General features: G+C 44.2%; 25 protein-coding genes. 8 read left to right on the plus strand and 17 right to left on the minus strand.

What is annotated here, in order from left to right; all coding sequences use genetic code 11:
• Positions 1 to 27: 27 nt before the first annotated feature.
• The 7 genes from mreC to tldD all read left to right on the plus strand — a co-directional run bounded on the left by mreC (position 28) and on the right by tldD (position 9,851).
• Positions 28 to 1,029 (plus strand): rod shape-determining protein MreC, encoded by a 1,002-nt coding sequence (mreC, locus tag ACE1SE_RS01805; protein ID WP_374052393.1) that lies wholly within the window; start codon positions 28 to 30, stop codon positions 1,027 to 1,029.
• Positions 1,026 to 1,514, plus strand: coding sequence for a rod shape-determining protein MreD (mreD, locus tag ACE1SE_RS01810; protein WP_374052394.1), 489 nt, complete (start codon positions 1,026 to 1,028; stop codon positions 1,512 to 1,514). The genes mreC and mreD overlap by 4 nt, the downstream gene beginning before the upstream one ends.
• A 78-nt stretch (positions 1,515 to 1,592) precedes the next feature.
• Positions 1,593 to 2,180, plus strand: coding sequence for a Maf family protein (locus tag ACE1SE_RS01815; protein WP_374052395.1), 588 nt, complete (start codon positions 1,593 to 1,595; stop codon positions 2,178 to 2,180).
• Positions 2,177 to 3,646 carry a ribonuclease G gene (gene rng, locus ACE1SE_RS01820; protein ID WP_374052396.1) on the plus strand — a complete coding sequence of 490 codons (1,470 nt, stop codon included), beginning with the start codon at positions 2,177 to 2,179 and terminating at the stop codon, positions 3,644 to 3,646. The genes ACE1SE_RS01815 and rng overlap by 4 nt, the downstream gene beginning before the upstream one ends.
• A gap of 83 nt (positions 3,647 to 3,729) precedes the next feature.
• Positions 3,730 to 7,542, plus strand: coding sequence for an AsmA2 domain-containing protein YhdP (gene yhdP / locus ACE1SE_RS01825; protein WP_374052397.1), 3,813 nt, complete (start codon positions 3,730 to 3,732; stop codon positions 7,540 to 7,542).
• Positions 7,539 to 8,387, plus strand: a complete 849-nt coding sequence (gene nit1, locus ACE1SE_RS01830) for a deaminated glutathione amidase (RefSeq protein WP_374052398.1) — start codon at positions 7,539 to 7,541, stop codon at positions 8,385 to 8,387. Before yhdP ends, nit1 begins: the two co-directional genes overlap by 4 nt.
• A gap of 18 nt (positions 8,388 to 8,405) precedes the next feature.
• Entirely contained in the window at positions 8,406 to 9,851 is a 1,446-nt protein-coding gene (gene tldD, locus ACE1SE_RS01835; protein WP_374052399.1) for a metalloprotease TldD, read from the plus strand.
• Between the two features lie 650 nt (positions 9,852 to 10,501).
• Here tldD and ACE1SE_RS01840 read toward each other — a convergent pair.
• The 3 genes from ACE1SE_RS01840 to yjgA form a co-directional block, all read right to left on the minus strand.
• The gene (locus tag ACE1SE_RS01840) at positions 10,502 to 10,789 is read right to left on the minus strand and encodes a hypothetical protein (RefSeq protein ID WP_374052400.1); all 288 of its coding nucleotides are present in this window, start codon (positions 10,787 to 10,789) and stop codon (positions 10,502 to 10,504) included.
• Positions 10,790 to 11,293: 504 nt separating this feature from the next.
• The gene (locus ACE1SE_RS01845; RefSeq protein ID WP_374052401.1) at positions 11,294 to 11,530 is read right to left on the minus strand and encodes a type VI secretion system baseplate subunit TssF; all 237 of its coding nucleotides are present in this window, start codon (positions 11,528 to 11,530) and stop codon (positions 11,294 to 11,296) included.
• A 310-nt stretch (positions 11,531 to 11,840) separates the two neighbouring features.
• Positions 11,841 to 12,377: a ribosome biogenesis factor YjgA gene (gene yjgA / locus ACE1SE_RS01850; protein ID WP_374052402.1), complete on the minus strand. Its 537-nt coding sequence runs from the start codon at positions 12,375 to 12,377 to the stop codon at positions 11,841 to 11,843.
• A gap of 197 nt (positions 12,378 to 12,574) precedes the next feature.
• Between yjgA and pmbA the strand changes: the two genes are divergently transcribed.
• Complete coding sequence (gene pmbA / locus ACE1SE_RS01855) at positions 12,575 to 13,918, plus strand: metalloprotease PmbA (RefSeq protein ID WP_374052403.1); 1,344 nt, start codon at positions 12,575 to 12,577, stop codon at positions 13,916 to 13,918.
• A 50-nt stretch (positions 13,919 to 13,968) separates the two neighbouring features.
• Here the strand turns inward: pmbA and rnk are convergent, their stop codons facing one another.
• From rnk to ACE1SE_RS01925, 14 genes are all read right to left on the minus strand, one after another.
• Positions 13,969 to 14,379, minus strand: a complete 411-nt coding sequence (gene rnk, locus ACE1SE_RS01860) for a nucleoside diphosphate kinase regulator (protein WP_374052404.1) — start codon at positions 14,377 to 14,379, stop codon at positions 13,969 to 13,971.
• A gap of 206 nt (positions 14,380 to 14,585) precedes the next feature.
• The gene (gene alr / locus ACE1SE_RS01865; protein WP_374052405.1) at positions 14,586 to 15,818 is read right to left on the minus strand and encodes an alanine racemase; all 1,233 of its coding nucleotides are present in this window, start codon (positions 15,816 to 15,818) and stop codon (positions 14,586 to 14,588) included.
• Between the two features lie 377 nt (positions 15,819 to 16,195).
• The gene (locus ACE1SE_RS01870) at positions 16,196 to 17,038 is read right to left on the minus strand and encodes a hypothetical protein (RefSeq protein ID WP_374052406.1); all 843 of its coding nucleotides are present in this window, start codon (positions 17,036 to 17,038) and stop codon (positions 16,196 to 16,198) included.
• A gap of 284 nt (positions 17,039 to 17,322) precedes the next feature.
• Positions 17,323 to 17,595: a PTS phosphocarrier protein NPr gene (gene npr, locus ACE1SE_RS01875; RefSeq protein ID WP_374052407.1), complete on the minus strand. Its 273-nt coding sequence runs from the start codon at positions 17,593 to 17,595 to the stop codon at positions 17,323 to 17,325.
• Between the two features lie 17 nt (positions 17,596 to 17,612).
• Positions 17,613 to 18,464, minus strand: a complete 852-nt coding sequence (gene rapZ, locus ACE1SE_RS01880) for an RNase adapter RapZ (protein ID WP_374052408.1) — start codon at positions 18,462 to 18,464, stop codon at positions 17,613 to 17,615.
• A 40-nt stretch (positions 18,465 to 18,504) separates the two neighbouring features.
• The gene (ptsN, locus tag ACE1SE_RS01885; RefSeq protein WP_374052409.1) at positions 18,505 to 18,972 is read right to left on the minus strand and encodes a PTS IIA-like nitrogen regulatory protein PtsN; all 468 of its coding nucleotides are present in this window, start codon (positions 18,970 to 18,972) and stop codon (positions 18,505 to 18,507) included.
• A 180-nt stretch (positions 18,973 to 19,152) separates the two neighbouring features.
• Positions 19,153 to 19,440, minus strand: a complete 288-nt coding sequence (gene hpf / locus ACE1SE_RS01890) for a ribosome hibernation promoting factor (protein WP_374053565.1) — start codon at positions 19,438 to 19,440, stop codon at positions 19,153 to 19,155.
• A gap of 38 nt (positions 19,441 to 19,478) precedes the next feature.
• On the minus strand, positions 19,479 to 20,918 hold the full coding sequence (gene rpoN / locus ACE1SE_RS01895) for an RNA polymerase factor sigma-54 (RefSeq protein ID WP_374052410.1): 1,440 nt from the start codon (positions 20,916 to 20,918) through the stop codon (positions 19,479 to 19,481).
• A 69-nt stretch (positions 20,919 to 20,987) separates the two neighbouring features.
• Positions 20,988 to 21,713, minus strand: coding sequence for an LPS export ABC transporter ATP-binding protein (lptB, locus tag ACE1SE_RS01900; RefSeq protein WP_099130834.1), 726 nt, complete (start codon positions 21,711 to 21,713; stop codon positions 20,988 to 20,990).
• A 6-nt stretch (positions 21,714 to 21,719) separates the two neighbouring features.
• Positions 21,720 to 22,268: a lipopolysaccharide ABC transporter substrate-binding protein LptA gene (lptA, locus tag ACE1SE_RS01905; RefSeq protein ID WP_374052411.1), complete on the minus strand. Its 549-nt coding sequence runs from the start codon at positions 22,266 to 22,268 to the stop codon at positions 21,720 to 21,722.
• Positions 22,249 to 22,851 carry an LPS export ABC transporter periplasmic protein LptC gene (lptC, locus tag ACE1SE_RS01910; RefSeq protein ID WP_374052412.1) on the minus strand — a complete coding sequence of 201 codons (603 nt, stop codon included), beginning with the start codon at positions 22,849 to 22,851 and terminating at the stop codon, positions 22,249 to 22,251. The genes lptA and lptC overlap by 20 nt, the downstream gene beginning before the upstream one ends.
• Before the next feature lie 18 nt (positions 22,852 to 22,869).
• The gene (gene kdsC / locus ACE1SE_RS01915; protein ID WP_374052413.1) at positions 22,870 to 23,433 is read right to left on the minus strand and encodes a 3-deoxy-manno-octulosonate-8-phosphatase KdsC; all 564 of its coding nucleotides are present in this window, start codon (positions 23,431 to 23,433) and stop codon (positions 22,870 to 22,872) included.
• A 68-nt stretch (positions 23,434 to 23,501) separates the two neighbouring features.
• Positions 23,502 to 24,470, minus strand: coding sequence for an arabinose-5-phosphate isomerase KdsD (gene kdsD / locus ACE1SE_RS01920; RefSeq protein ID WP_374052414.1), 969 nt, complete (start codon positions 24,468 to 24,470; stop codon positions 23,502 to 23,504).
• Positions 24,471 to 24,505: 35 nt separating this feature from the next.
• Positions 24,506 to 25,483, minus strand: coding sequence for a calcium/sodium antiporter (locus tag ACE1SE_RS01925; RefSeq protein WP_374052415.1), 978 nt, complete (start codon positions 25,481 to 25,483; stop codon positions 24,506 to 24,508).
• Between the last annotated feature and the right edge of the window lie 216 nt (positions 25,484 to 25,699).

Consider the following 25,699-nt stretch of genomic DNA (forward strand, 5'->3'; position numbering starts at 1 on the left):
ACAACACAGCTCGACAATACGCCATTTATGAAGCCGATTTTTAGCAGAGGGCCTTCTCTGCAACTACGACTCTTTTTTGCTATCATTATTGCCATTATTTTGATGGTGGTAGACAGTCGCCTTGGTATTTTCAATAAAGTCCGTAGCTACATGGATACGGCTGTGAGTCCTTTTTATTTTCTTGCCAACGGGCCGCGTCAGTTTTTGGACAGCGTCTCAGAATCTTTCGTTAGCCGCAATTATCTTGAGTTGGAAAATAGAACCCTGCGTAATGAATTGCGTTTACAGGACAGTAAATTGCTGCTGTTGGGGCAACTGAAACAAGAAAATGCCCGTTTACGTGAATTGCTGGGATCGCCGCTGCGTCATGATGAACATATGATGATATCGCAAGTGATTTCCGGAGGGATGGACCCATATCGCGATCAAATTGTCATTGATAAAGGGGCGAAGGATGGCGTGTACGAAGGGCAGCCGGTTATCAGCGATCGCGGTGTTGTGGGGCAAGTGACGGCCGTGAGCCAGTTGAGCAGCCGGATATTGTTGATTTGCGATCCTTCTCATGCCATTCCTGTGCAGGTACTGCGTAATGACATTCGTGTTATCGCGGGTGGAACAGGGTGTACGGATGATCTCCTGCTAGAACCTTTACCAAGTGATACAGATATCCGCGTAGGTGATGTATTGGTGACATCGGGGCTGGGAGGGCGTTTTCCTGAAGGTTATCCTGTGGCTGTGGTTTCTTCTGTCAAAATTGATAACCAGCGGGCTCATGCGGTAATTCGTGCTCGTCCGTTGGCTGAATTGCGGCGCTTGCGCTATTTACTCCTGTTGTGGGGGGGAGGGAACGATCCCTCTGAACCATTGCCACCTTCGGAAGTTTACCGTACTGCCAATGAACGTTTGATGCAGATGTTACCGCAAGTGTTGCCAAATCCATCAAATGAGTCACCGCAGTTACTGGCACCAAAATCAGCAGAAGTGTCAGCGGAAAAACCGACATTACCAGCTACAGGAAATCGTCAATGAGTCAATACCATAGCCAAGGACTCTGGGTTATTGGGTTATCTTTCCTGATTGCAATAGTGCTACAGATTATGCCGTGGCCGGAGCAATTTTTTATGTTTCGGCCTGCCTTACTGATGCTGTGCTTAGTTTATTGGTTGCTTGCACTTCCCCATCGCGTTAGCGTTGGTACAGGCTTTGTTTTGGGGATTATTACTGATCTGTTGCACGGAAGTATTTTGGGAGCACATGCTCTGGCATTTAGCATTATCAGTTTTCTGGTCGCATTCAAATTCCAGCTTATTCGCAATATGGCGCTTTGGCAGCAAGCCCTGGTTGTGGTCGGGCTTTCGACATTGATGAACCTCTGCGTTTTTCTGATCCATGCTCTGTTACTCAAGACCCTCTTTCATCCAGAAGTGTTCTGGAATGGGGTGGTCAATGGTATTCTCTGGCCTTGGCTATTCTTATTAATGCGGAAAATCCGTCGTCAATTTTCAGTTCGTTAAAGTGTTTTTCTGTATTTTAAAAGCAAAGATATATAACAAAAAATAGCTGATAGGATAGACTCCTAAGGATTATTCGCGATGAAAACCATTTACTTAGCTTCTGGCTCCCCAAGACGGCATGAGCTGGTGGAATTATTGGATTTTAATTTTGAAATCCTGGCACCTCAGGTCGAAGAAAAATGGCGTGAAGGAGAGTCTCCTCAGCAATATGTTACTCGATTAGCCAGAGAGAAAGCACAGGCTGGTGTAGCCATTGCATCACACGATTACCCCGTTCTGGGGGCTGATACCATTGTTGTATTGAACAACCAAATTTTGGAAAAACCGCGAAATCAGCAACACGCTGTGGAAATGCTTAACGGTTTGTCTGGTCAGTGCCATCAGGTCATGACGGCTGTTGCTTTATCGAACAATCAACATACCTTGAGTGAGATAGTCATTACAGATGTGATATTTCGCCAGTTGTCCCAACGGGAAATACAGGAATATATTGCAACTGGGGAGCCAATGGATAAAGCCGGCGCTTATGGCATTCAAGGTAAAGGCGGTTGTTTTGTCAGAAAAATTAATGGCAGTTACCACGCTGTTGTCGGCTTACCACTGGTGGAAACGTATGAATTAATCACACGATTTTTAGCGTTAGCTGATGGGAAGAACTATTCATGACAACAGAGTTATTAGTCAATATAACACCATCCGAAACGCGGGTTGCTTATATTGATGGCGGTATCTTACAAGAAATTCATATTGAACGGGAAGCCAAAAGGGGCATTGTCGGAAACATTTATAAAGGGCGTGTGAGTCGGGTTTTACCGGGTATGCAAGCAGCTTTTGTCGATATTGGGCTGGAGAAAGCGGCTTTTTTGCATGCTTCGGATATTGTGCCCCATACTGAGTGTATTGCCGGCGAAGAGCGGAAGAATTTCCACGTCAGGGACATTGCTGAATTGGTGCGTCAGGGGCAGGATTTACTTGTTCAGGTAGTGAAAGATCCTCTGGGGACAAAAGGTGCCCGTTTGACAACGGATATTACCTTACCGTCACGTTATTTGGTGTTTATGCCGGGAGCATCGCATGTTGGTGTTTCACAGCGCATAGAGAGCGAAGAAGAGCGTGAGCGCCTAAAAAGCATCGTTACGGAGTATTGTGATGAGCATGGGGGTTTTATTATCCGCACGGCTGCTGAAGGCGTGGGAAAAGAAGAACTAGCGCAGGATGCTGAATTTTTGAAGCGCCTGTGGAGTAAAGTGATTGAACGTAAGAAGCGCAATATCACCAAAAATAAGGTCTATGGTGAATTAGCGTTGGCGCAGCGTGTTTTACGTGATTTTGTTGGTGCTTCCCTTGATCGTATTCGGGTCGATTCCCGCCAAACATTTATCCAATTGCAGGAATTTATTGATGAATATATTCCTGAAATGAACGCTAAACTGGAACATTATCAGGGAAATCAACCGATATTTGATCTGTACGACGTGGAAAATGAAATTCAACGGGCGCTGGAACGTAAGGTGGAATTAAAGTCTGGCGGCTATCTGATCATTGATCAGACAGAAGCCATGACGACAATTGATATTAATACCGGTGCTTTTGTCGGGCATCGCAATTTAGAAGAGACTATCTTTAATACTAATATTGAAGCAACACAGGCGATCGCCCGACAATTAAGGCTCCGTAATTTGGGTGGTATCATTATCATTGATTTTATTGATATGGGTAATGAAGAACACCGTCGCCGTGTATTAGCTTCCCTGGAACAGGCATTAGGCAAAGACAGAGTGAAAACCACCATCAATGGTTTTTCACAATTGGGCTTGGTTGAGATGACGCGCAAGCGTACACGGGAAAGTATCGAACATATTTTGTGTGATAATTGTCCAACGTGTCAGGGACGTGGCACGGTAAAATCCGTCGAAACCGTCTGTTATGAAATCTTGCGTGAAATTGTACGCGTCAACCGTGCAATTGATGCTGCTCGTTTTCTGGTTTATGCCTCGCCAGCCGTCAGCGAAGCCCTGAAAGGGGATGAGTCTCACGCATTGGCCGAGGTGGAAATTTTTGTGGGTAAGCAGGTCAAAGTGCAGACAGAACAGCGTTACATTCAGGAGCAATTTGACGTCATTATGATGTAACACAAGCCGTTAGTTTGTGAGGTATTTGTAGTCTGTAGAAGACGGTTTGTAGAGAAATAGCGCTGGCAACCAAGGAGAAATGCGTGAAGCGACTGCCGGGGATACTATTAGCGACAGCCGCAATAGTCATTATCATTGTGGCTTTGCTTGTCAGCGGGTTGCGTTTCTTCCTGCCACACATCAATGAATATCGTCAGCAATTAGTGGCAAAAATTGCTGACGTAACAGACATTCCTGTCGATATTGGCTACATAAAAGGCCATTGGGAACCTTTTGGCCCTAGTCTGGAAATCCGTGATATCAGCGCGAAAGCCGCAGATGTCGATATTCATGCCAAAAAGGTCATACTTTCTTTAGATGTTTGGCGTTCACTTTTACAACGACGCTGGCATTTTCGTAATTTGTCCTTTTACCAGCTTCAGGTAAATTACGATAAAGCTCTGTTTGGAGCAGAGAGCGAAAACAGGTTTTCTCAGCCGGATAGCCTCTCTACCCTGTTTCTTGAACAATTCAATCATTTTGATTTGCATGATAGCCGATTGACCTTTTTGACGCCATCGGGTGAAAAAGCCGATTTGCTATTACCGCAGCTAACCTGGCTGAATCAAGATAACCGCCATCGGGCACAAGGCAGCGTAAGCCTCTCTTCGATCAATGGGCAAGAAGGTGTTGTTCAGGTGAAGCTTGACCTGAAAGATAGCGATGGGATTCTGGATAATGGCACCGTTTATTGGCAAGCCGATGACATCGACATGCGCCTGTGGTTAAGCCGTTGGTTAAGGGATAACACAGGGTTGGATAATGCCCATTTCAGTTTAGCCAGTTGGATTACCTTGCAGAATGGGCGGATAGATAGTGGACGTTTGCAGCTTAGGCACGGTGGAGCCAATTGGCATGTCGAAAATGAGAAACATCAGCTTGAAGTGCGTGACTTCCTTGTGCAGATGCGTCGCCAGGGTGAAGGGTGGTTATTTGAAGTGCCAAATCTGGCAAGCCTGAAAACTGACGGACAACAGTGGCCTGAAGGGAAGCTTGCGACGCTGTATGTTAAGCAGTCACAGCAATATCAGGGTAATGATCACTGGCGTATTCGTGCTGAAAATATTCAGCTTGAATATTTAAACGGGATATTGCCGATACTCTCTTTTGTGACACCGGATACCGTTAAGGATTGGCAGCATCGACAGCCAAAAGGGGGGATTGACAATTTTGCTCTCGATATCACACCAGCGCTTCCCGATGATATGGGAATTCGCCTGAAATGGCGGGATGTAAGCTGGTTACGCTGGAAGGAACTGCCTTCAATCAACCATTTCAGTGGCAGGTTAGAGGGAAATAAGCAGCGGGGAAAACTCAATCTTGCACTGAAAAACAGCACCATTGATTATGGCAATATGTTTCAGGCTCCGCTTGAGATTAGCAGCAGCGAAGGGCAGGTATCTTGGGAAAATGATCAAAATGGCATGAAAGTCTGGAGCCAGGAGCTGGATTTGCAGGCCAAGTCGCTGTGGCTCAATGGGAATTTCCATTACTTAAAACCTCACAACAAACCACCTGTTTTGACCATGTTAGCGGGAATTAGAGCTAATGACCTGAGTGAAGCTTGGCGCTATTTTCCCAAGCCACTGATGGGGGAATCACTGACCGACTATTTGACCGCTTCCTTGATTAAGGGAAAGGTCGATAATGCGACCCTGATTTTTCATGGCGATCCTCATGATTTCCCGTTTAAACAGAACAATGGTCAATTTCAGGTATTTGTACCGTTACGCCATGCCACCTTTCAATATCAACCCGATTGGCCGGCTTTGTTTGATTTGAATATCGATCTGAATTTCCAGAATAACGGATTGTGGATGCTGGCACCGAAAGCGCATTTGGGAAAAGTAGAGGCGACTCACGTCTCGGCAGTGATCCCGGATTACGGTAAGCATAAGCTGTTTATTGATGCTGCACTCGCTGGCGATGGGAAGAGTATCCATGATTATTTTAACCATAGCCCAATGGCAGGCACGATTGGTAGCGCACTAGAGAACTTACAGCTTAGTGGCAGGGTGGATGGAAAACTCCATATGGATATTCCCTTGCAACATGGGAAAGTTGCGGCCAGCGGAGAAGTAGAGCTGAAAGATACCCATCTGTTCATTAAGCCATTGAATAGCGAAATGGCGCATCTCAATGGTAAATTTCGCTTTGACAATGGTAACTTAAAAAGTGAGACATTATCGGCTAATTGGCTAGGAAATCCCTTATCCCTGAAATTTTCTACCCAAGACTTGGCAAAACATTATCAGGTCGATGTGAAACTGGATTCACATTGGGCGGCGAAGTCATTACCGGAACTTCCGACGGAGATTCGCAACAAGCTATCTGGAACGCTGAATTGGCAGGGGAACGTCAATGTAACGCTACCTTCTGGTGAAACAAAGAGTGACGTGAAATACCGTGTTGCAGTTAGTGCAGATTTGTCACATTTGAACAGTAAATTACCCATATTGGACACAGAATCTCTGAGGGAATGGCATAAGGTTAATCTCCATGCAGAAGGTGATATGAACCAGCTCCGGATCAAAGGATTAATGGGCAAGCGATATGCATTCAATACCCAGTGGAGGCTGGAAGAAGCTCATGCCAAATTGCAGCGGGGTATTTTTCAGACCGATAATATGGGTATTCCGGCTCTGCCGAAAAAATCCTTGTTGGCCTTAAATTTGCCTGCCATTGATGGTGAGAAGTTATTGGCATTGCTTGAACTTCTGCATTGGAAGCCCTCGAAAGATAATGGTTCACTGTGGCCAGGCCTATTTGCAATTTCATTGCCTGCACTGGATCTTGCCGGACAGCGTTGGAATCAACTCACATTCAATGTTATGCAACAAAACGGTGAAGTAACCGTGAGTGCACAGGGGAAAGAAATTAATGGCAACCTTGTGATTGCAAAGCATAAGCCGATGCAGGCATCAATCAATTATCTTTATTACGATCCTCTGTTTGCGGCAGATTCGTCGGTTGATGACAAAAGGTTAATGTCAGCTAAGGCTCCAGTACCCCATTATGCTTTGAATAATTGGCCTGCATTGGATGTTAAATGTGCAGAGTGCTGGGTTGCTGGATTAAAACTCGGCAAAGTATCTGGATCGATCAGGCCAGAAGGTGATTCTCTGATTTTGACCAATGGGCGAATGGAGAATAATGCGGGAAATCTGACATTATCCGGGCGTTGGTATGAAAACCATACCGGAAGTTATAGTCATATCAAGGGACAGCTATCAGGAGAAAAATTCGATGATCTGGCCGCTTATTTGGGCTTTATTGTTCCGATTGTGGATGCGCCTTTCAAATTCGGTTTCAATTTGAAATGGCAAAATGTCCCGTGGCAGCCAGATCTCAAAACGCTAAACGGTACGCTGACTGGAGACATGAAAAAAGGGGCTATCGCCAAATTGGGCGGTGGCAGAGCTGGGCAATTATTCAGGCTTATCAGCTTTGATGCCTTGTTGCGTAAATTACAATTGGATTTTAGTGATACATTCAGTAATGATTTCAACTTTGATTCCATTCGTGGTGACGCAACGGTAAAAAATGGGGTCGTGTATACCGATAACTTTCTTATCGATGGGTTGGCCGCAGATATTAATGCTACAGGACGAACAGATTTAGTTCATCGCCAGATCAATATGGCACTGGTCATTACACCAGAAATTTCGACAACGGTGGGAGTTGCAACGGCCTTTGCCGTCAATCCGGTGGCAGGTGCGGCAATTTTTGCCGCGACAAAAGCTTTGCGGCCTCTATGGAGCAAGATATCGGTGATTCGCTATCGGTTAACGGGCAGCTTCGAACAGCCTAAAATTGATGAAGTTTTACGTCAGCTTAAGGAGAATAAAGGGCCATGAAAAACGTCAATGTTGCTCTTTTACAATTATGCAGTGGAACGAATGTCAAACACAATTTAGCGCAAATTGAACAGCAGATTAAGCAATTACCAAAGACAGTAAAACTGGTTCTGACACCAGAAAATGCCCTGTTATTCGCTGATGCTGATACCTACCGCGCACATGCAGAAATGCAGGGAAGTGGGCCATTACAACAGGCCGTGAGCGAAATAGCACAACGTTACGGGGTTTGGCTGTTGATCGGTTCTATGCCGCTTATCAGTCGGGAAGATCCCACTCGTATCACCAGCAGTAGTTTGCTGTTTGATGATCAAGGTGAAATTCGGGCACGTTACGACAAAATCCACATGTTTGATGTCAATATCAACGATGAACACGGTGCCTATAATGAATCCACGATTTACCAGCGTGGGGAACATATTACCGTTGTTGATACACCCGTTGGTCGCCTGGGGATGACTATCTGTTATGATTTGCGTTTTCCCGGACTTTTTCAGGCATTGCGTGAACAGGGAGCAGAGCTTATTTCCGTTCCGGCTGCTTTCACCCGCTTGACAGGTAAGGCCCATTGGGAACCCTTGCTGAGAGCTCGTGCTATCGAGAATCAATGTATTATTTTGGCACCGGCACAGGTTGGTGTACATGGCACTCGCAGGACATGGGGACACACAATGGCGGTAGGTGGCTGGGGAGAAATTATCAAGAAAAATCCTCTGACCGTCAGTGCATTACAGCTTAATATCCGTCGGGATAGTTTGACTCACATGCGTGAGCAAATAAAAGTGGTGAAACACAACCGCTTCCGTCCACAACTGACTTCTTTGATAAAAAAGAATACAGATTAAGATAAAAGAGTAATCAATATGAGTTTAACTTATGTCAGTGAACATTTACTGGCTGCTAATAATTTGAATCATCAAGACTTATTTTCGGTACTGGGTCAATTGTCGGAGCGCCATCTGGACTATGCCGATCTCTATTTCCAAGCCAGTTATCATGAAACATGGGTATTGGAAGACCGCATCATCAAAGATGGCTCCTATAATATCGATCAAGGTGTGGGAGTCCGCGCAGTCAGTGGAGAAAAAACAGGTTTTGCTTACGCAGATCAGATCACCTTGAATGCGTTACAGCAAAGTGCTCAGGCTGCGCGTAGCATTGTGCAAGAATTGGGTAATGGCATCTCGCATACGTTAGGTGCGGTGACGCATAAGGCACTTTATCCGGCGGTTGATCCTTTGCAGAGCATGAGTCGGGAAGAAAAAATTGCGTTGTTGCATCGTGTTGATCACATTGCCCGTGCAGAAGACCCCCGTGTACAGGAAGTAAGTGCCAGCCTGACCGGTGTTTATGAGCAAGTGCTGGTGGCGGCGACAGATGGTACATTGGCAGCAGATATTCGCCCATTGGTACGCCTTTCTGTCAGTGTATTGGTGGAAGAAGATGGCAAGCGTGAGCGTGGCGGTAGTGGCGGTGGGGCGCGTTATGGTTACGAATATTTCCTGCGTACCGAAGATGGTCAGATTCTGGCAGAGCAGTTTGCTCGTGAAGCGGTTCGCATGGCACTGGTCAACTTGTCAGCGGTTGCAGCGCCTGCGGGTACTATGCCTGTCGTATTGGGTGCTGGATGGCCGGGAGTTTTGCTGCATGAAGCGGTGGGGCACGGTTTGGAAGGGGATTTTAACCGCCGTGGAACTTCTGTTTTCTCTGGTCAGATTGGGCAAAAAGTGGCCTCAGAGCTTTGTACTGTAGTAGATGACGGTACACTTGAAGGGCGCCGTGGTTCACTGGCGATTGATGATGAAGGCGTTCCGGGGCAATACAATGTACTGATCGAAAATGGCATTTTGAAAGGCTACATGCAGGATAAACTCAACGCTCGCTTGATGGGCGTGGCTCCGACGGGTAACGGTCGTCGTGAGTCCTATGCACATTTGCCGATGCCACGGATGACCAATACCTATATGCTGGCAGGGAATTCCACGCCAGAAGAAATCATCGCCAGTGTAGACCGTGGGCTGTATGCACCCAATTTCGGTGGCGGTCAGGTGGATATCACATCGGGTAAATTTGTTTTTTCAACTTCGGAAGCCTATTTGATTGAAAACGGCAAAATCACCAAGCCAGTAAAAGGTGCGACCTTGATTGGTTCGGGTATTGAAGCCATGCAGCAAATTTCAATGGTTGGAAATGATTTGGCTCTCGACAAAGGTGTAGGTGTCTGCGGTAAGGAAGGCCAAAGTGTACCAGTGGGTGTTGGGCAACCAACCTTGAAACTGGATAACCTGACCGTAGGTGGAACAGCCTGATAATTTCTTGGGTAATAATATTATTGTTAGAAGAAGCCGAAGAAGAACTGGAAGGGAAATTGCGGTTTAATGTGATAGATTGAATTTTCTCTGTTGCTGAGATCTCTTAAGCCGCTTGCGATGATGCAGGCGGCTTTTTGGTTATTAATCATATGGCAAGATCAGTCCCTAAAAAGTGGGTGATGCTGATTCAGGATTAGCATCCTGTGATGATTCGATTTATGATTGAATTAGGTGACCGCCTAAACGGTTATATTTAAGATAAAATGGCGATTGTACAAAATAAGAAACAGGGTCTTTTGGGGTTGATTTTATTGTTAGTCATAGCTCTCTTTAAATTATTCCCAAAAGCAGTTTTCCCTGCCTTTAGTATAAGAATTAAATTGATTTTCAACCATTTTAAATGTCTATCAGTATCCTAACTTTTTTGTGTATTAACATCCGCCAATTTTGTTGGCGGATTAAGTTATTAATTATAAATTAGTGAATTATTTCCAGAAGCAGTCTTGTTTTTCTTCGCTATAAGCTTTCTTATTTTCCTCAAAACTAATATATTTATTTTGTTTGTTTTTATATGTAAATCCAGTATATTTTTCATCTTTTAATTCAACAAGATAAGATCAGACTGACTCTCCATTGATCATTTCATTTCATTCCATAATATATACAGATATACCATTTTCAACTAATATTGTAAATTCATCATCATTAAGAATGATAGGTATGGATTTATCGGATTTTTCGTATTTAACATACCCAAGAGTATCATCATACCCATGTGTTTTTGAAATAAAGTTAACAAATTTTATATTTATTGGTTTTTTTCCATGAAAAGTAAAACATCTTACATTAGTAGTCCATTCATTATCAAGCCCTTCAGAAGCAAAAGAACCAGAACATAACATAACCAGAGATAAAGAAATAATTTTTTTAATCATTTCAATTTCCTTCCAAATCAATAATTCTTTTATTTATATAATTAAGAACGTCAGGGTATTTAATTCCATATATTTTCGTTTCTTTTTTATTTGGGTTGAAAGGATTTTTTATGGTTAACTCCCGTGCTCTTTTATAACCTCTTAATGCTTCATTTTTGTCCTTCGTTGTTCCTTTATGTTCTTTGGCATCAGGATCATGCCAAAGTCCCCATGCGAGAGAATTAATTTTATTATTGTATATGGCACTACGAATAAACTCGAATCTTTCACCATCTATACCAATCTAACTTGAAGATGCAGGAATTAAAATCTGAATTTTCAACGTATTGACCAGTTTCAATTTTTTACTGCAACCACTGCTCTATTCGTAGTTCCAGATTGTCCACAGCCTGATCCAGTTGTTTCGCCATCTCACCGTGATTTTCCCATAAGTCATTAAAAGTAAGCTGCTTAACAATTTCAGGCCGTAAGGGGATCGCAGCCAGACTGTCAGCAGGTGTTCACTCAGTGTAAACGGAATTTCACTGTTACCTTCACCACAGATTTCGGGAAAACCATCCTCCAGTTTATTCGTATATTGGCGATCAACAGCGCAAAGGCATCAAAAACACGTTCAATATCGGGATCATGGGATGAAATCAGAAAATCAGCCAAATGCGGCGAGCCTTTTGCCACCCTCTGCGACAGTTCCCGCAGATAAGCGCGTTTTTGCAGGTACAGCGATTCCTTGTTGTTTTTCATTGAATTTCACTTACGTTTTATCCATCAGGGAGCGGTTTCGTGCTGAATTAAAATGAGCAGCATCCAGCCTGTAAAGGTGGTTTATTGTACGCGCGTATCGATAAAATTAATTAACTAATTAGATTCGGTTTTCGTCTGATTTTGGCGGGATATGGGGATGTCGGCCGTTTTTGAGAAGATATTCAGATAAAAATAGGGGCAACATTCCAGCGTTGTGCTGTATTGAATTTCTATTCCGATCTTTCCCATTTGAGACTGAAAAAAGCAGAAAATGACCGCCAATTCTTGATGAAATGGCGGTGAAGATGGGTTAAACGGATTCCGATAGCTCTTTCAAATATTGGAATATTTGACGATAGGACTTAGGTGGCTTGTTAGCTGCCTTCTCCTTTTTCGCATTACGAACCAATGAGCGAAGTTGCTGGCGATCAGTATGTGGATACAGTGCGATGACTTCTTCAAAGGCATCATCATTTTCAAGCAATTTGTCACGCAGTTCTTCCAGCTTATGTAAAACAACGACTTGCTGGTTGTGACGGTTTTTCAGTTTATCCAACGCAGTGGTGATTGGCTCAGGATCGCGGGCACGCAACAATTTACCAATTAACTGTAATTGACGACGACGTCCTTCACGTTTGATTTTCTGTGCCAACTCAATAGCTGCCCGCAAATCTTCATCCAGTGGAATTCGCTCCAGTTGGCTTTTACTCAGTTCAACCAGTTCCGTTCCCAACTTTTTCAGGATTTCGGCATCCCGCTTGATTTCACTTTTACTGACCCAGATTATCTCTTCTTCTTCCTCTTCAGCAGGATAATTGTCGAGCCAATCTTCAGGCTGCTTTGCCATAATTGTTTTCCTTCTAAAAAGGCCGGATAAGGTACGTTTTGGAGCATGACCTATCGTCCGGTGGGTGTTAACATCCTAATATTGTGTATTGTAACTGGGAAAATTGCCTGATTACCACTCGACATTCGTGTCATGAACCGGAAGCAGGCATTTTTTCTGACGAATTCTCTCTTTAATTCATTGGATTATGTTAATTAATGATAGTCACTAATCAACAAATCGCGGAGCAGCGTAAGCTGCTGGAAGATGCGGTTGCCCATGCGCTGGAGTTGGCTAAATCCGGTTGTGATGCTGCGGAAGTCGCGGTCAATAAAACGACAGGGATTAGCGTCAGTACCCGTTTTAGTGAAGTTGAAAATGTTGAGTTTAATAGCGATGGTGCATTGGGGATCACTGTTTATCACCAACAGCGCAAAGGTAGCGCTTCCTCAACAGATCTCAGCCCAGAAGCGATTGCTCGTACTGTGCAGGCCGCCATTGATATTGCGCGTTATACTTCGCCTGATCCTTATGCCGGCCCAGCCGATAAAGCGTTATTAGCATTTGAAGCGCCTGAGTTGGATCTTTTCCATCCCGCTGATTTGGATGCAGATAAAGCCATTGAGTTGGCAGCCCGCGCTGAACAAGCGTCACTGCAGGCAGATGAGCGTATTACCAATACTGAAGGGGGAAGTTTCAACAGCCATTATGGTATTCGGGTATTTGGTAATAGTCATGGGATGCTGCAAAGCTACTGCTCCAGCCGTCATTCTATGTCAAGTTGTGTGATTGCCGAGCAAGATGGCAATATGGAACGCGATTATGCTTATACCGTGAGTCGTCATTTTGACGAGTTGAAATCGCCTGAGTGGGTGGGGCAGGAGTGTGCTCGCCGAACGCTTTCTCGTCTGGGGGCACGTAAGTTACCAACCATGAAAGCGCCAGTTCTCTTTGCTGCGGAGGTGGCGACGGGGTTGTTCGGTCATTTGGTTGGCGCGATCAGCGGTAGCAGCATTTATCGTAAATCTTCTTTCTTGTTGGATAGCCTGGGCAAGCCGATCTTACCTTCATGGCTGACGATTGAAGAACAGCCGCATTTATTGCGTGGGTTAGCGTCAACGCCATTTGACAGTGAAGGCGTGCGTACAATATCACGTGATATTGTTAAAGAGGGTGTTTTGCAGACCTGGTTGTTGACTTCCTATTCTGCCCGTAAGTTGGGAATGGTGAATACAGGCCATGCAGGTGGAATTCATAACTGGCGTATTGCAGGCCAAGGGCTGGACTTTGCAGGTCTGTTGCGTGAAATGGGTACTGGCCTGATCGTCACTGAGTTGATGGGACAAGGCGTTAGTGCGGTGACAGGCGATTATTCTCGCGGTGCATCTGGTTTTTGGGTTGAGAATGGCGAGATCCAATATCCTGTCAGTGAGATCACCATTGCAGGCAATTTGAAAGAGATGTGGGCAAATATGGTGACAATTGGTAATGATATCGAAACACGTAGCAATATTCAGTGTGGTTCGGTGTTGTTGCCGGAAATGAGTATCGCCGGTCAATAGGGATACTCAATTAACAGCAGCCAGTTCGGTGTCACTGAGCTGGCTGGAAATTAGCGGTGATATTCGCCTGCGGCTTCTGGCTGGTAAAGTATTTCTAATACTTTTATTCGGGTTGTTTCACCGTTTGGCAACTTCCATGTTATTTCATCATTCACCCGCAATCCCAGAAGAGCAACACCTAAAGGCGCCATGACGGACAGATGTTTGGTGCTGTCTTGCAGGGAGGCAGGGTAGACCAGTGTACGAACACGCTCTTCATTACTGCCCTTATCAATAAATCGAATTTCACTGTTCATGGTGACAACATCGGCTGGGATATCTACCGGAGCCACTATTTCTGCTCTATCCAGCTCTTCATTCAGGGCATCGGAGATACTGGTATTAGCAAAAGCAGGTTGTTCCAACAGAGAATCTAAACGTTCAGCATCTAATTCATTGATAATGATTTTAGGTTTTTTCATACCACACTCCAAATTAAGCTCAATACAAAATAACACCCCCACATCGCAAGGAGGGGGGTGTTATTTTCAAAGTAATTAAAATGATATTAGGCTGTTCTGCTACGAAAATAAAGAGATCATGATCACGAACTGTTTTGCATTGTTAATGAAACAAGGCTTATTCGTAATGAAAAAAAGAACAGTCTGCCATCATTTTGAACCGCAGATTATAAGCCGGTGGTTACGATACGTGGGTTGGTTTCTCCCCAAATGGAGGAAAGCTCAACAACATGCATTCCGCCCCATTTTTGAATATCAGACTGGGTGATTTCGTCGTTACCTTGTTTACCGAAAATAACCACTTCATCGCCACTTTTCACTTCTGGTAAGTCAGTCACATCGACCATCACGGTGTTCATGGAAACGCTACCGACAACAGGTGCACGGTGACCGTTGATCAGGACATAAGCTTTGTTTGACAGGGCAGAGCTAAAGCCATCAGAGAAACCCACTGGCAAGTTAGCGAGCTTGGAATCACGTTGCAAAATGTAGGTGTTGTCGTAACCGACACCATTACCTTTAGGATATGTTTTAACCGAAGCAACACGGGTTTTCATTTGAATTAAGGGCTTGAATTCTGGATGGCTGGTGGTCAGGATGCCATACAGCGCACTGCCAACGCGAGCCATGTCGAATTGGGCTTCAGGAATGCTAAGTGAGGCAAAAGAGCTTGATGCGTGCAGAGTGATCTCGTCTCTGTTCAGATTAGCCGTTTTGATCAACCAGGAAGTTTGTTCTTTGAAGTTCTTAATGCTGTCACGGATGGCATCCATATTAGTGAATGCATGATGACTCATCATACCAACCAGTTTCAGGTTAGATAACTGAGCGATTTTCAAAGCTTCTTGCTTGCCCTGCTCAGTTTTCATCTCCAACCCGTTACGGCTCATAAGACCTGTGTTCAGCATCAGATGAACACGAATGGCTTTACCGTGTTTTTGGGCCAGAGCATCAATAGCCTGGGCGTGACCCAGATCGCCGATCATCTCTTCCATGTCATAGCCCAGTGTGCTTTCGATTTCAGTAATGTCAGCCGTACGGACACGCATCAATTGTCCGTTAAAGCCGCTTTCACGCACGATGCGGGCTTCTTCATTACTGGTGATCCCTACACAAGGCACGCCAGTTTTGATGATGGATGGCATCAGCAGATCGATACCATGACCGTAAGCATCGCCTTTCAAAACTGCACACATTTTGGTGCCTTTATTCAGTTTTTTTTGCAGAGTATGAATATTATTTTCGAAAGTCGTGGTATTGATTTCAACCCAAGCATTATTGGTTGCGGCAATGCTTTCTGCATGAGTGTTATCTAAAGAGAGCACAGGTGCTGCCTGAGCAACACCTTGAAAGAGACTCAAACCAAGAAGAATTGCCAGTGTGGTTTTATTAAAACGCATGAAGTAAATCTCCAGTTTTGGGGCTGTATGCATAATGTTCTGCGTGTAATTGCGTTTTAATAATAAGTTTTTTTTAATTTAATTTCACATGGTTAACTTATTGAAAGCTAACATTTATTATCTATTCCATACTATTTATAAATAGTTAGATTAATTATCTAAATTAATAATTGCAATGTCTTATCTTTATTCTTTTTGGGTATTTAATAAGCAGATTATATTAATGATTTTTTATCTTTGGTTAGTTTTATTAACTGATTTTGCGTTTACCTTGAAAATAGGATCAATGGCCTGATAACGTTGTAATATTCATATGAGCATTATCTGAGCAGGATCGGTAAACATCCTGCTTTTTGGCAGAATATTTTGTTAGAAAATCAACATGATTTATGCAAATTTAGTATTTTTTGAATTTCTTCTGACAAGCCTATCGTATTTTCTCCACGACTTAATTTTGTTGCTTCCCAAACACATTGGCCTATCACTTTAGGATGGTATCCGTTTACATTTATGACTTTAATAATGGCTGTCCCATAAGAAAGGCCTATACCAATTTTTAAAGGTGGGAATTTATATCTATTCCATAAAATAGCATTAACGTGATTAAGTGTATTATTAATACATTGTTTTCCAGCCATATAAGCTTTATTTATTACATCTACTCGGTTGTTAGGTTCAATGTGAAAAAGAATTAATGCTCCATCACCAAGTAACTCCGTCGCTTTCCCACCTTTTTGTGCGGCGGTATAAACGATTGCTGGAATTAATGCGGATGTTTCATAGAAAACCCTCTGTAAGCCACATTCTATAATAGAAGAAGTCGGATGTTGTTTAAAACTAGAGCTGAAGTTCCTCATATCCATCATAAATACAACAAATTCACCAACTTCAGGTTTATTATTCTCTAAAACCGGATAGCCAGGTATGAATGTTTGTATCATTTCTTTTTCCGACACCGGTTTAAAGTTATCTTTATGATTATATTCGGAATTGAATGGGGAATTTAATTTATCAGTGATACCTTTATTATTATTGTCATTTACATGTTGATTGAAATTATCACTAATCCAATCCATCGATATATTAGTCTCATTTTTATATTCATTTAATTTATGTCGAACTTGTTTCCATTCTCTTTCAGCACAATCGAGATTAAAATCTATTAACTCTATCAAGTCATTATCGAAATGATAGTGTGTCATTTTTTCTTTTTCTTTCATTTTGTTAACTTATTTTTCCATATTTTACGTGATGAGTGAAATTAATATTCATTTATGTAAGCCAAGCTCTGACATCGATTGTGTGCTGTCATAAATACTTGACTTCAAATGTTGAATAAGACGTTGCTTTGTAATAATAGAAATAATTATTATCCGCTGTATAGCAAGAAATAAATTAGGATTCAAGTTAAATCCGTCTGTCGCACCGTTAGATTTTTGGGTAGGTGGGGAGTTCTTGTCCCCAATAAGAGGCCATTCGAGACAGTATCTTTAGAAGGAGCGTATTACTCTTCGTCAAATCCTGCGTTGAAGAGTTCGATAATGGCTGCCAGCGCTTGTTGTTCATCCGGCCCATTGACTTCAACGTCAATATGGCTGCCTTGTTCAGAGTTCAGCATCAGCATGGCAATGACGCTGCGAGCCTCGGCCTGTAATTGACTGCTGTTACGCAGAATCACTTCTGATTGAAACTGTTGTACCAGATCATGCAGTTTCATCGCAGGCCGGGCATGCATTCCGAGCCGATTTTTAATTTCAAGTCTTTGTTTGACTGTCATGACTTGTGTTATTCATATTATTTACGTTTTTCCAGTGTGCGGTGGCGTGATTGCACATTCTTGCCACGGGAACGAAAATAATCAGCCAATTGTTCTGCCACATAGACTGAACGGTGTTTACCGCCTGTACAACCAATAGCGACCGTCAGATAGCTGCGATTATTGGTTTCCAGCATGGGTAGCCAAAGCTCAAGGTAGCTACGCGTCTGATAAATAAAATTATGAACCTCTGTATGGCGATCCAAAAATGCAGCCACAGGGCGATCCAAACCCGTCATTGGTCGCAGTTTAGGGTCCCAGTGAGGGTTTGGCAGGAAACGCACATCGAAAACATAGTCTGCGTCGATAGGAATACCATGCTTGAAGCCAAAGGATTCAAACACCATAGTCAATTCTCGCTCCCGTTTGCCTAACAGGCGTGTCCGGAGCATTTCCGCCAGTTCATGGACGGACATTTCAGATGTATCAATGATCAAGTCAGCGCGTGAGCGTAGGGGTTCAAGTAAATCGCTTTCTTGGTCAATGGCACTTTCCAGTGACAGGTTCTTGCTGGAGAGTGGATGCAGACGGCGGGTGTCACTGTAGCGGCGGATCAGCGTATTACGATCCGCATCAAGAAACAGTAACTGTGGTGAAAAACGCTCAGGCAACTGCGTTAGCGCTTCTTCAAAAATTTCTGGTGACTCCGGCATATTTCGGACATCAATGCTAATCGCAGCCGAAATATCACGTTCGACCAGTGTGTTTGCCAATTCTGGCAGCAACACAACGGGCAGGTTATCCACGCAATAGAAGCCCATATCTTCCAGTGCACGCAAAGCAACGGATTTCCCAGAACCTGAACGACCACTGACTATCATCAGCACCATGAGGTGACTCCCCCTAAATGTTTATAATTATAATCGCTATTTATTCAGTAATAATTTTATACAGTTCTTCATTACTCTGCGCTGAGCGCAGGCGACGACAGAGATTTTTATCTGCAAGGCGCTTGGCAATCAATGATAGTGAGTGTAAATGGGTTTGACACTGGTCTGATGGCACCAATAAAGCAAACAGCAAGTCAACAGGCTGATTATCGATGGCGTCAAAGGTAATGGGTTGTTCCAGGTGCAAAAATACCCCAACGGCATTATCCGAACACTCTTTATCCAATTTGCCGTGAGGGATCGCAATCCCGTTGCCAATTCCTGTTGTGCCTACTTTTTCGCGCGAAAGAATAGCTTCGAATACGGTATTTTCCGGCACTTCAAGCTGTTTTGATGCCAGCTCACTGATAATCTCTAAGGCGCGCTTTTTACTCGAACAAGGTACGTTGTTGCGTGTACATGCGGGTGAAAGCACTGAGCTTAGTGGTAAATCTGTTTCGTTGTTCATTTCTTTATTCACTTAGGGCCTTGTTATACCAGATGCCTGATGAGGCATCCGGTATTAATGCACTGCCGCTCTAAAACCGATCTACAGATCGCACTAAGTACATAGCACTACAGGGCGTTATAGACGGTGTTACAGATAGAACAGTGATAATTTTATGACAGCCCCGTTGCCTAAAAGCGATTAATGTTGTCTCAATTTACTTTTGTGTTTGGTCAATTGACGCGCTAGCTTATCTACCAGTACATCAATTGCCGCATACATGTCTTCATGTTCTGAGCTTGCATGCAACTCACCTCCATTAACATACACCGTAGCTTCGGCGATCTGTTGCACCTTTTCTACTCGAAGGATGACCTGAATGAGGTTAATTTTATCGAAATATTGCTTCAATTTGCCGCATTTGGTGTTTACAACGTTGCGAAGTGCATCGGTAATTTCAATATTGTGGCCTGTAACATTGAGTTGCATGGTTTTGAGTTGCATAGTGTTTTCCTTCTCTGTGTTGTTCAAACCAGTTTTTTACGTTGGTTTGAAGGCGGGATGGATAACGACTCTCTATATTTTGCGACAGTCCGGCGAGCCACTTGAATACCTTGCTCAGCGAGTATGCTGGTTAATTTACTGTCACTCAGTGGCTTGACCGGGTTTTCTGCCGCGACCAGTTTTTTCACCAGAGCACGTATCGCGGTAGAAGAGGCTTCTCCACCATTGTCGGTGTTGACGTGACTGGAGAAAAAATATTTAAGCTCAAAGATCCCTCGTGGACTGTACAGGTATTTCTGGGTCGTCACGCGGGAAATGGTGGATTCATGCATGTCAATCTGATAGGCAATATCAGCCAATACCAGTGGTTTCATGTGTTCCTCACCATGTTCAAAAAAATCTTGTTGCCGTTCAACAATACAGCGAGCGACTTTTAGTAATGTTTCATTACGGCTTTCGAGGCTCTTGAGCAGCCATTTAGCCTCTTGCAAGTTATTGCGTATAAACAGGCTGTCACTCTCATTGTTGGCCTGTTGTCCCAGTGCTGCGTAGTGTTGGTTGATGCGCAGACGGGGGATGCTATCGGTATTTAGCCTGACTTGCCAGCTTCCATTTTCTCTCTGTACCAATACATCTGGAATAACATACTCGGATTCACCAGTATTGACTACCAGACCAGGTTTTGGTTCCAGTGATTGGATGATATCAATTGCCCCCTTCAGGGTACTCTCTTTTAATTTGCTCTGACGTAATAAATTACGGAAGTCTCGGTTACCCAGTAGTTCCAGATAGTTGCTGACAATAAGTCTGGCATCACTCAGATAAGGTGTCTTTGGCGGCAGCATTGCAAGCTGGATAAGCAAGCATTCGCGTAAGTCACGGGCCGCAACGCCGATCGGATCAAAATGTTGTATACGCTTGAGAACGGTTTCGACTTCTGCCAACGTCAGTTCATCATCACCAACACAGGCAAGGATATCTTCGATAGAAATGGTCAGATATCCGGTGTCATCAATGGCATCAATGATTGAAGTGGCAATGGCAGCGTCCGTTTCGGTAAATGGCGTTAATCCTGCCTGCCACATGAGATGATCTTGCAGGGTTTGAGTGGTTTCTCCCTGATATATGGGGAAATCGTCAGTGCTATAGTCACTGTGAGTTCCTGAAGGCGTGCCAGCGGTGTAAATTTCATCCCAACTGGCATCCAGTGGTAGCTCTTCCGGCATATCCCTCTGTTCAAGTGCTTCACGGGTATCCATGACTTCAGTGTCGGCATCAGAAAGCGCCTGATTTTCCACTTCCTGATGCAGGTCATCCTGCTCAAGCAGCGGGTTGGTTTCCAAAGCTTGCTGAATCTCCTGCTGAAGCTCAAGCGTAGATAGTTGCAACAAACGGATGGCTTGCTGGAGTTGTGGCGTCATCGTCAATTGTTGACTGAACCTGAGTTGCAAACTTTGCTTCATAGCGTTACCACTTTCTCCTTAACCTAGCTTGGATAGTTCCTTGAATCGCACCTGATAGAAGGATAAGAGTTAAAGGCGGAAACCTTCACCCAAATAGACGCGTTTGACCTGCTCGTTATTCAGGATGTCATTCGGAGTACCGTGGGCAATCAAATGACCTTGGCTGACGATGTAGGCACGTTCACAGACATCCAGCGTTTCACGGACATTGTGGTCAGTAATCAGTACACCCAACCCGTAATCCCGTAGGTGTTGAATGATCTTTTTAATATCCAGTACGGAAATGGGGTCAACGCCGGCAAAAGGTTCATCTAACAGAATGAATTTGGGATTGGCTGCCAGTGCACGGGCAATCTCCACACGACGGCGTTCACCACCGGAAAGTGATTGCCCAAGGTTATCACGCAGGTGAGCGATGTGAAATTCTTCCATCAACTCTTCTGCACGCGCTTTTCTCTGTTCTTGAGTCAGGTCTTTGCGGATCTCCAATACCGCCATCAAATTGTCGAATACACTCAAACGGCGGAAGATGGACGCTTCCTGAGGCAAGTAACCTATTCCACGGCGTGCCCGCTCATGCAGGGGCAGCAGGCTGATATCTTCTTCATCAATGGTGATAGAGCCCGCATCACGTGGAACAATGCCGACTACCATATAGAAAGTGGTGGTTTTACCTGCCCCATTGGGACCAAGTAAACCAACAATCTCCCCTGACTTCACGTTTAGGCTGACGTTCTCAACGACCTTACGGCCTTTATAGGCTTTCGCCAGATTTTCTGCGTTTAATATTGCCATCAGTCGTTATTTACCCTTTTTCTGAGCGTCAGCGCCGTTAACACCAGGGCCTTTTTCTTGTAGCTGGGCAGGTAACAGGACGGTGGTGACATGTTTACCTTTATCGCTAAAGGCTTCCATCTGTTGTGTCGGTACCAGATAAGTGATTTTATCGCCTTTGATATTGCTGTCCAGTTGTTCAAGATAGGCGTCCCCTGTCAGGGTGACCAGCTCTTTATCCATTTCATAGCGCATCTTTGATGCATGACCTTTGATGGGCTTACCATCATCTTGCAATTGGTAAAAAGTGGCAGGATTACCGAATGCTTCAATAACTGTCTTGTCAGAATTTCCTTCCGGGCGGGTAACAACGACCTTATCTGCATGAATGTCGATCGAGCCTTGTTTTACGATAACACTATCCGTAAATGTGGCAATGTTTCCCGTTAAATCCAGCGACTGTCTTGCTGAATTGATGGTAATGGGTTTTTTTGTATCATCTTTTAAGGCCAGTACGGGCAGACTGACAGCAAAAAGTGTACTGGCAATAACAGAATTACGGAGTAGGTTGTTCATGTGGAATCTCATATTGAGTGGTCACCTTTTCAATCAGTTCAGCAGTTTTGTTTCGCAGATTGCCACGCATTTTCATGCCAACAGATTTCAGACCGACACCAATAAGAGTGACTCGGTCATCGGATGCGACATCTTGGGTTGTCAGATTGACGATCGCATTGTCTGTTGTGATCCGCTGCAATTGTGACGCATCGTTCAGGCTATCCACCTGGACATCCCCGTACAGATAGAGCATCTTATCTTGGGTCAGTTTGGCCTTGTTGGCGCGTACTGTCCATGTCGCTATCGGGGCACCAGGGGTGCCAGGGGTGCCATTGGGGTCAAATGTTGTCAGTACGGGGTTGGTAAACCAGGTCAACTTGGTTTCCGTATAATTTTTAACATCGTCAGCGACCAGCTTGTAAGTCAGCTTACCTTCCGGATCATAGACAAAAGTAATAGCTTCCTGTGTTTGATAAGTCGGATAACCATCATCCACAATGGCTGATGAGGTATTATCATTTACATTCGAGAAATTCCAGCCAATCAGCGCAAGCGCGATCAGTGCCAGTATTGCGATCAGCCAGGATTGAATTTTGCTCATTCTTTTTTCAATTTTAATTTATATGGATAACCCTTTGGCATCTTCGAGCTTATTCTGAGCGAAGAGCACCAAATCACAAAGTTCCCTGACTGCACCGCGACCGCCGGCAATCTGAGTCACATAATCTGCTTTTGGCAACAGTAAAGGATGGGCATCAGCAACTGCAACAGATAATCCAACTTGTGCCATGACAGGCCAGTCAATAAGGTCATCACCAATATAGGCGACTTGCTCTGGCTGCAACGCTAGTTTATCCAACAGTTCCTTATACGCCAAAACCTTATCGTTTTGTCCTTGGTAAAGATGTGTAATACCTAGTGTTTTTGCCCGATTTTCCAGCAGTTTTGCTTTGCGGCCAGTGATGATGGCAACCTCAATACCGGAGGTGATTAAACAACGGATGCCATAACCATCACGAACGTTAAAGGCTTTCAGTTCTTCGCCTTCATTGCCCATGTAGATAAGCCCATCAGACATTACGCCATCAACATCACAAATCAGCAAACGGATTGGGCGGGCTTTTTCGATAATGACTTTATTAACTGGGCCATAACAGGTGTCCAGGTACTCTTTTTGGCTCATTAAGAAATTCTCTTAAGATTTATATCATGCTTGTTTGTATCAGTTTACTTGCTTTACACCAGACCGGACTACACAACACCAGCCTGCAAAAGATCATGCATGTGTAGCACACCAAGTAATTTGTCACCTTCTGTGACCAATAGTGAGGTAATATGGCGTGATTGCATCAGGTTTAGGGCATCAACCGCCAGTGCATTGGGTTTGATACGGATGCCGCTGGCAGTCATGACATCAGAAATTTTTGCGTTGTTTAAATCGATACCCATATCGAAAACGCGGCGCAAATCGCCATCGGTAAAAATACCACTGATCTGCATGTCATCATCACAAATAACTGTCATACCCAATTTTTTGCGGGTAATTTCCACCAAAGCTTCACGTAAAGTTGCTGTACGGGGAACACGGGGAATGTCATTACCTGTGGTCATTAAGTCACTAGTCAGTAGCAGAAGTTTGCGTCCGAGTGCTCCACCAGGATGGGAAAGGGCGAAGTCTTCAGCAGTAAAGCCACGGGCCTGCAAGAGTGCAAGGGCTAATGCATCTCCCATGACGAGTGTGGCGGTGGTGCTGGTGGTGGGGGCCAATCCCAATGGACAGGCTTCCTGTGGGACTTTGATGCACAAGTGGATGTCTGCGGCTTTGCCCATGTTACTGCTGCTATTATTTGTCATGCAGATAAGCGGGACTTTTTGTCGCTTGAGTACGGGAATTAACGCCAGAATTTCATTTGATTCACCGGAATTGGAAATCGCCAGCACGATGTCTTTTGCTGTTACCATACCCAGATCACCGTGGCTGGCTTCGCCAGGGTGAACAAAGAACGAAGGTGTGCCGGTGCTGGCAAATGTCGCAGCGATTTTTCGCCCAATATGACCGGATTTACCCATCCCCATCACAATGACTTTTCCTTCACAACTAAACATTAATTCACAGGCTTGGCTGAAATCGTCATTAATGTATTGTTCCAGGCCGACCAGCCCTTCAAGTTCAATATGTAATACTTGCTTACCTGCTTGCTGAAAATCGATTTTAGGCATTTTTATTTCCCACTCTTTTCCCATTCAATCGGCAATTACTGAGTACCGTAATAATTAGAAACAAAAAGTACGACAAAATAAGCGATAAAACAGCTCAGTAGCAAGATGCCGTTCAATCGGTTCAATCGATGCTTTCTTCCCAGACAAAATACCGTAAATAGTATACTTGCTGCCAACATGACCCAAAAATCCCGGGAAAATGCTTGCGGTGAAAAGGCACTGGGGGAAAGTATGGCGGGAACACCCAAGACAAGAGTGGCATTGAATACGTTCGAGCCAACAATATTGCCCATTGCCATGTCATTCTCACCTTTGATGGCCGCCGCAATAGCGGTGGCAAGCTCAGGCAAACTGGTTCCCACGGCAAGTATTGTCAGGCCAATTACCAGTTCACTAACACCATAAATACGCGCAATAACAGTTGCATTATCAATCACCATGCGGGTAGCAATGGGAAGAATCATTAACCCCAGAACCACCCAAAGAAGCGCAATTCCTTTGTTGCCTTCGACTGGCAATTCGGCATTTCGTTCCTGGGTATAGCTATCAACCCCATTATTTGGGGAGAAAGCGGTCATCTTTATCATCAGTGAAATAAAGATGAGGGCTGCAAGCACTAACAGGATACCATCCAGCCGGCTCAGGTATCCATTGGACAGCAAATACCCTGCAAATGCGGTGATAGCCAACATTAGGGGCACTTCTTGTCGCAAAATTTCTGATTTTATCCTGATTGGCCGAATGAAAGCCGCCGCTCCCGTAATGAGCAGCAGGTTAGTAATATTGGAACCAATGGCATTGCCTATGGCCATGTCTGGCTGTCCGTCTAAAATTGCTGTGACAGAGACCATCAGTTCTGGCAGCGAGGTTCCTATTCCCATAATAACTAGGCCGACAATAAAAGGGGGAATTTTCATGGCGCGGGCAAAAACGGCCGCACCATAAACTAATCTATCGGAACCATACACCAGTAAAATCAACCCGGTAATGAGCAGTACAATTGTCAGAAACATGGCGTGTCCCTTAAATAAGTTTTATTCCGAGCATAATGCTAATAATGGTTGATTTTTAAACATGGAATGTTTATTCAGCTAGACTTATACATTCTGACGATCAAGCGATAAAAAGTAAAATTTGTCACAACTTTGCTAACGCAAAATTGGGCAATTTTTTGTAGTATGCATTATTAATTATTTAAATACAGTCATGAAGACAGTTCTATTAACGGT

This window comes from Xenorhabdus taiwanensis (genome assembly GCF_036512875.1).
GTDB classification, from domain to species: Bacteria; Pseudomonadota; Gammaproteobacteria; order Enterobacterales; family Enterobacteriaceae; genus Xenorhabdus; species Xenorhabdus taiwanensis.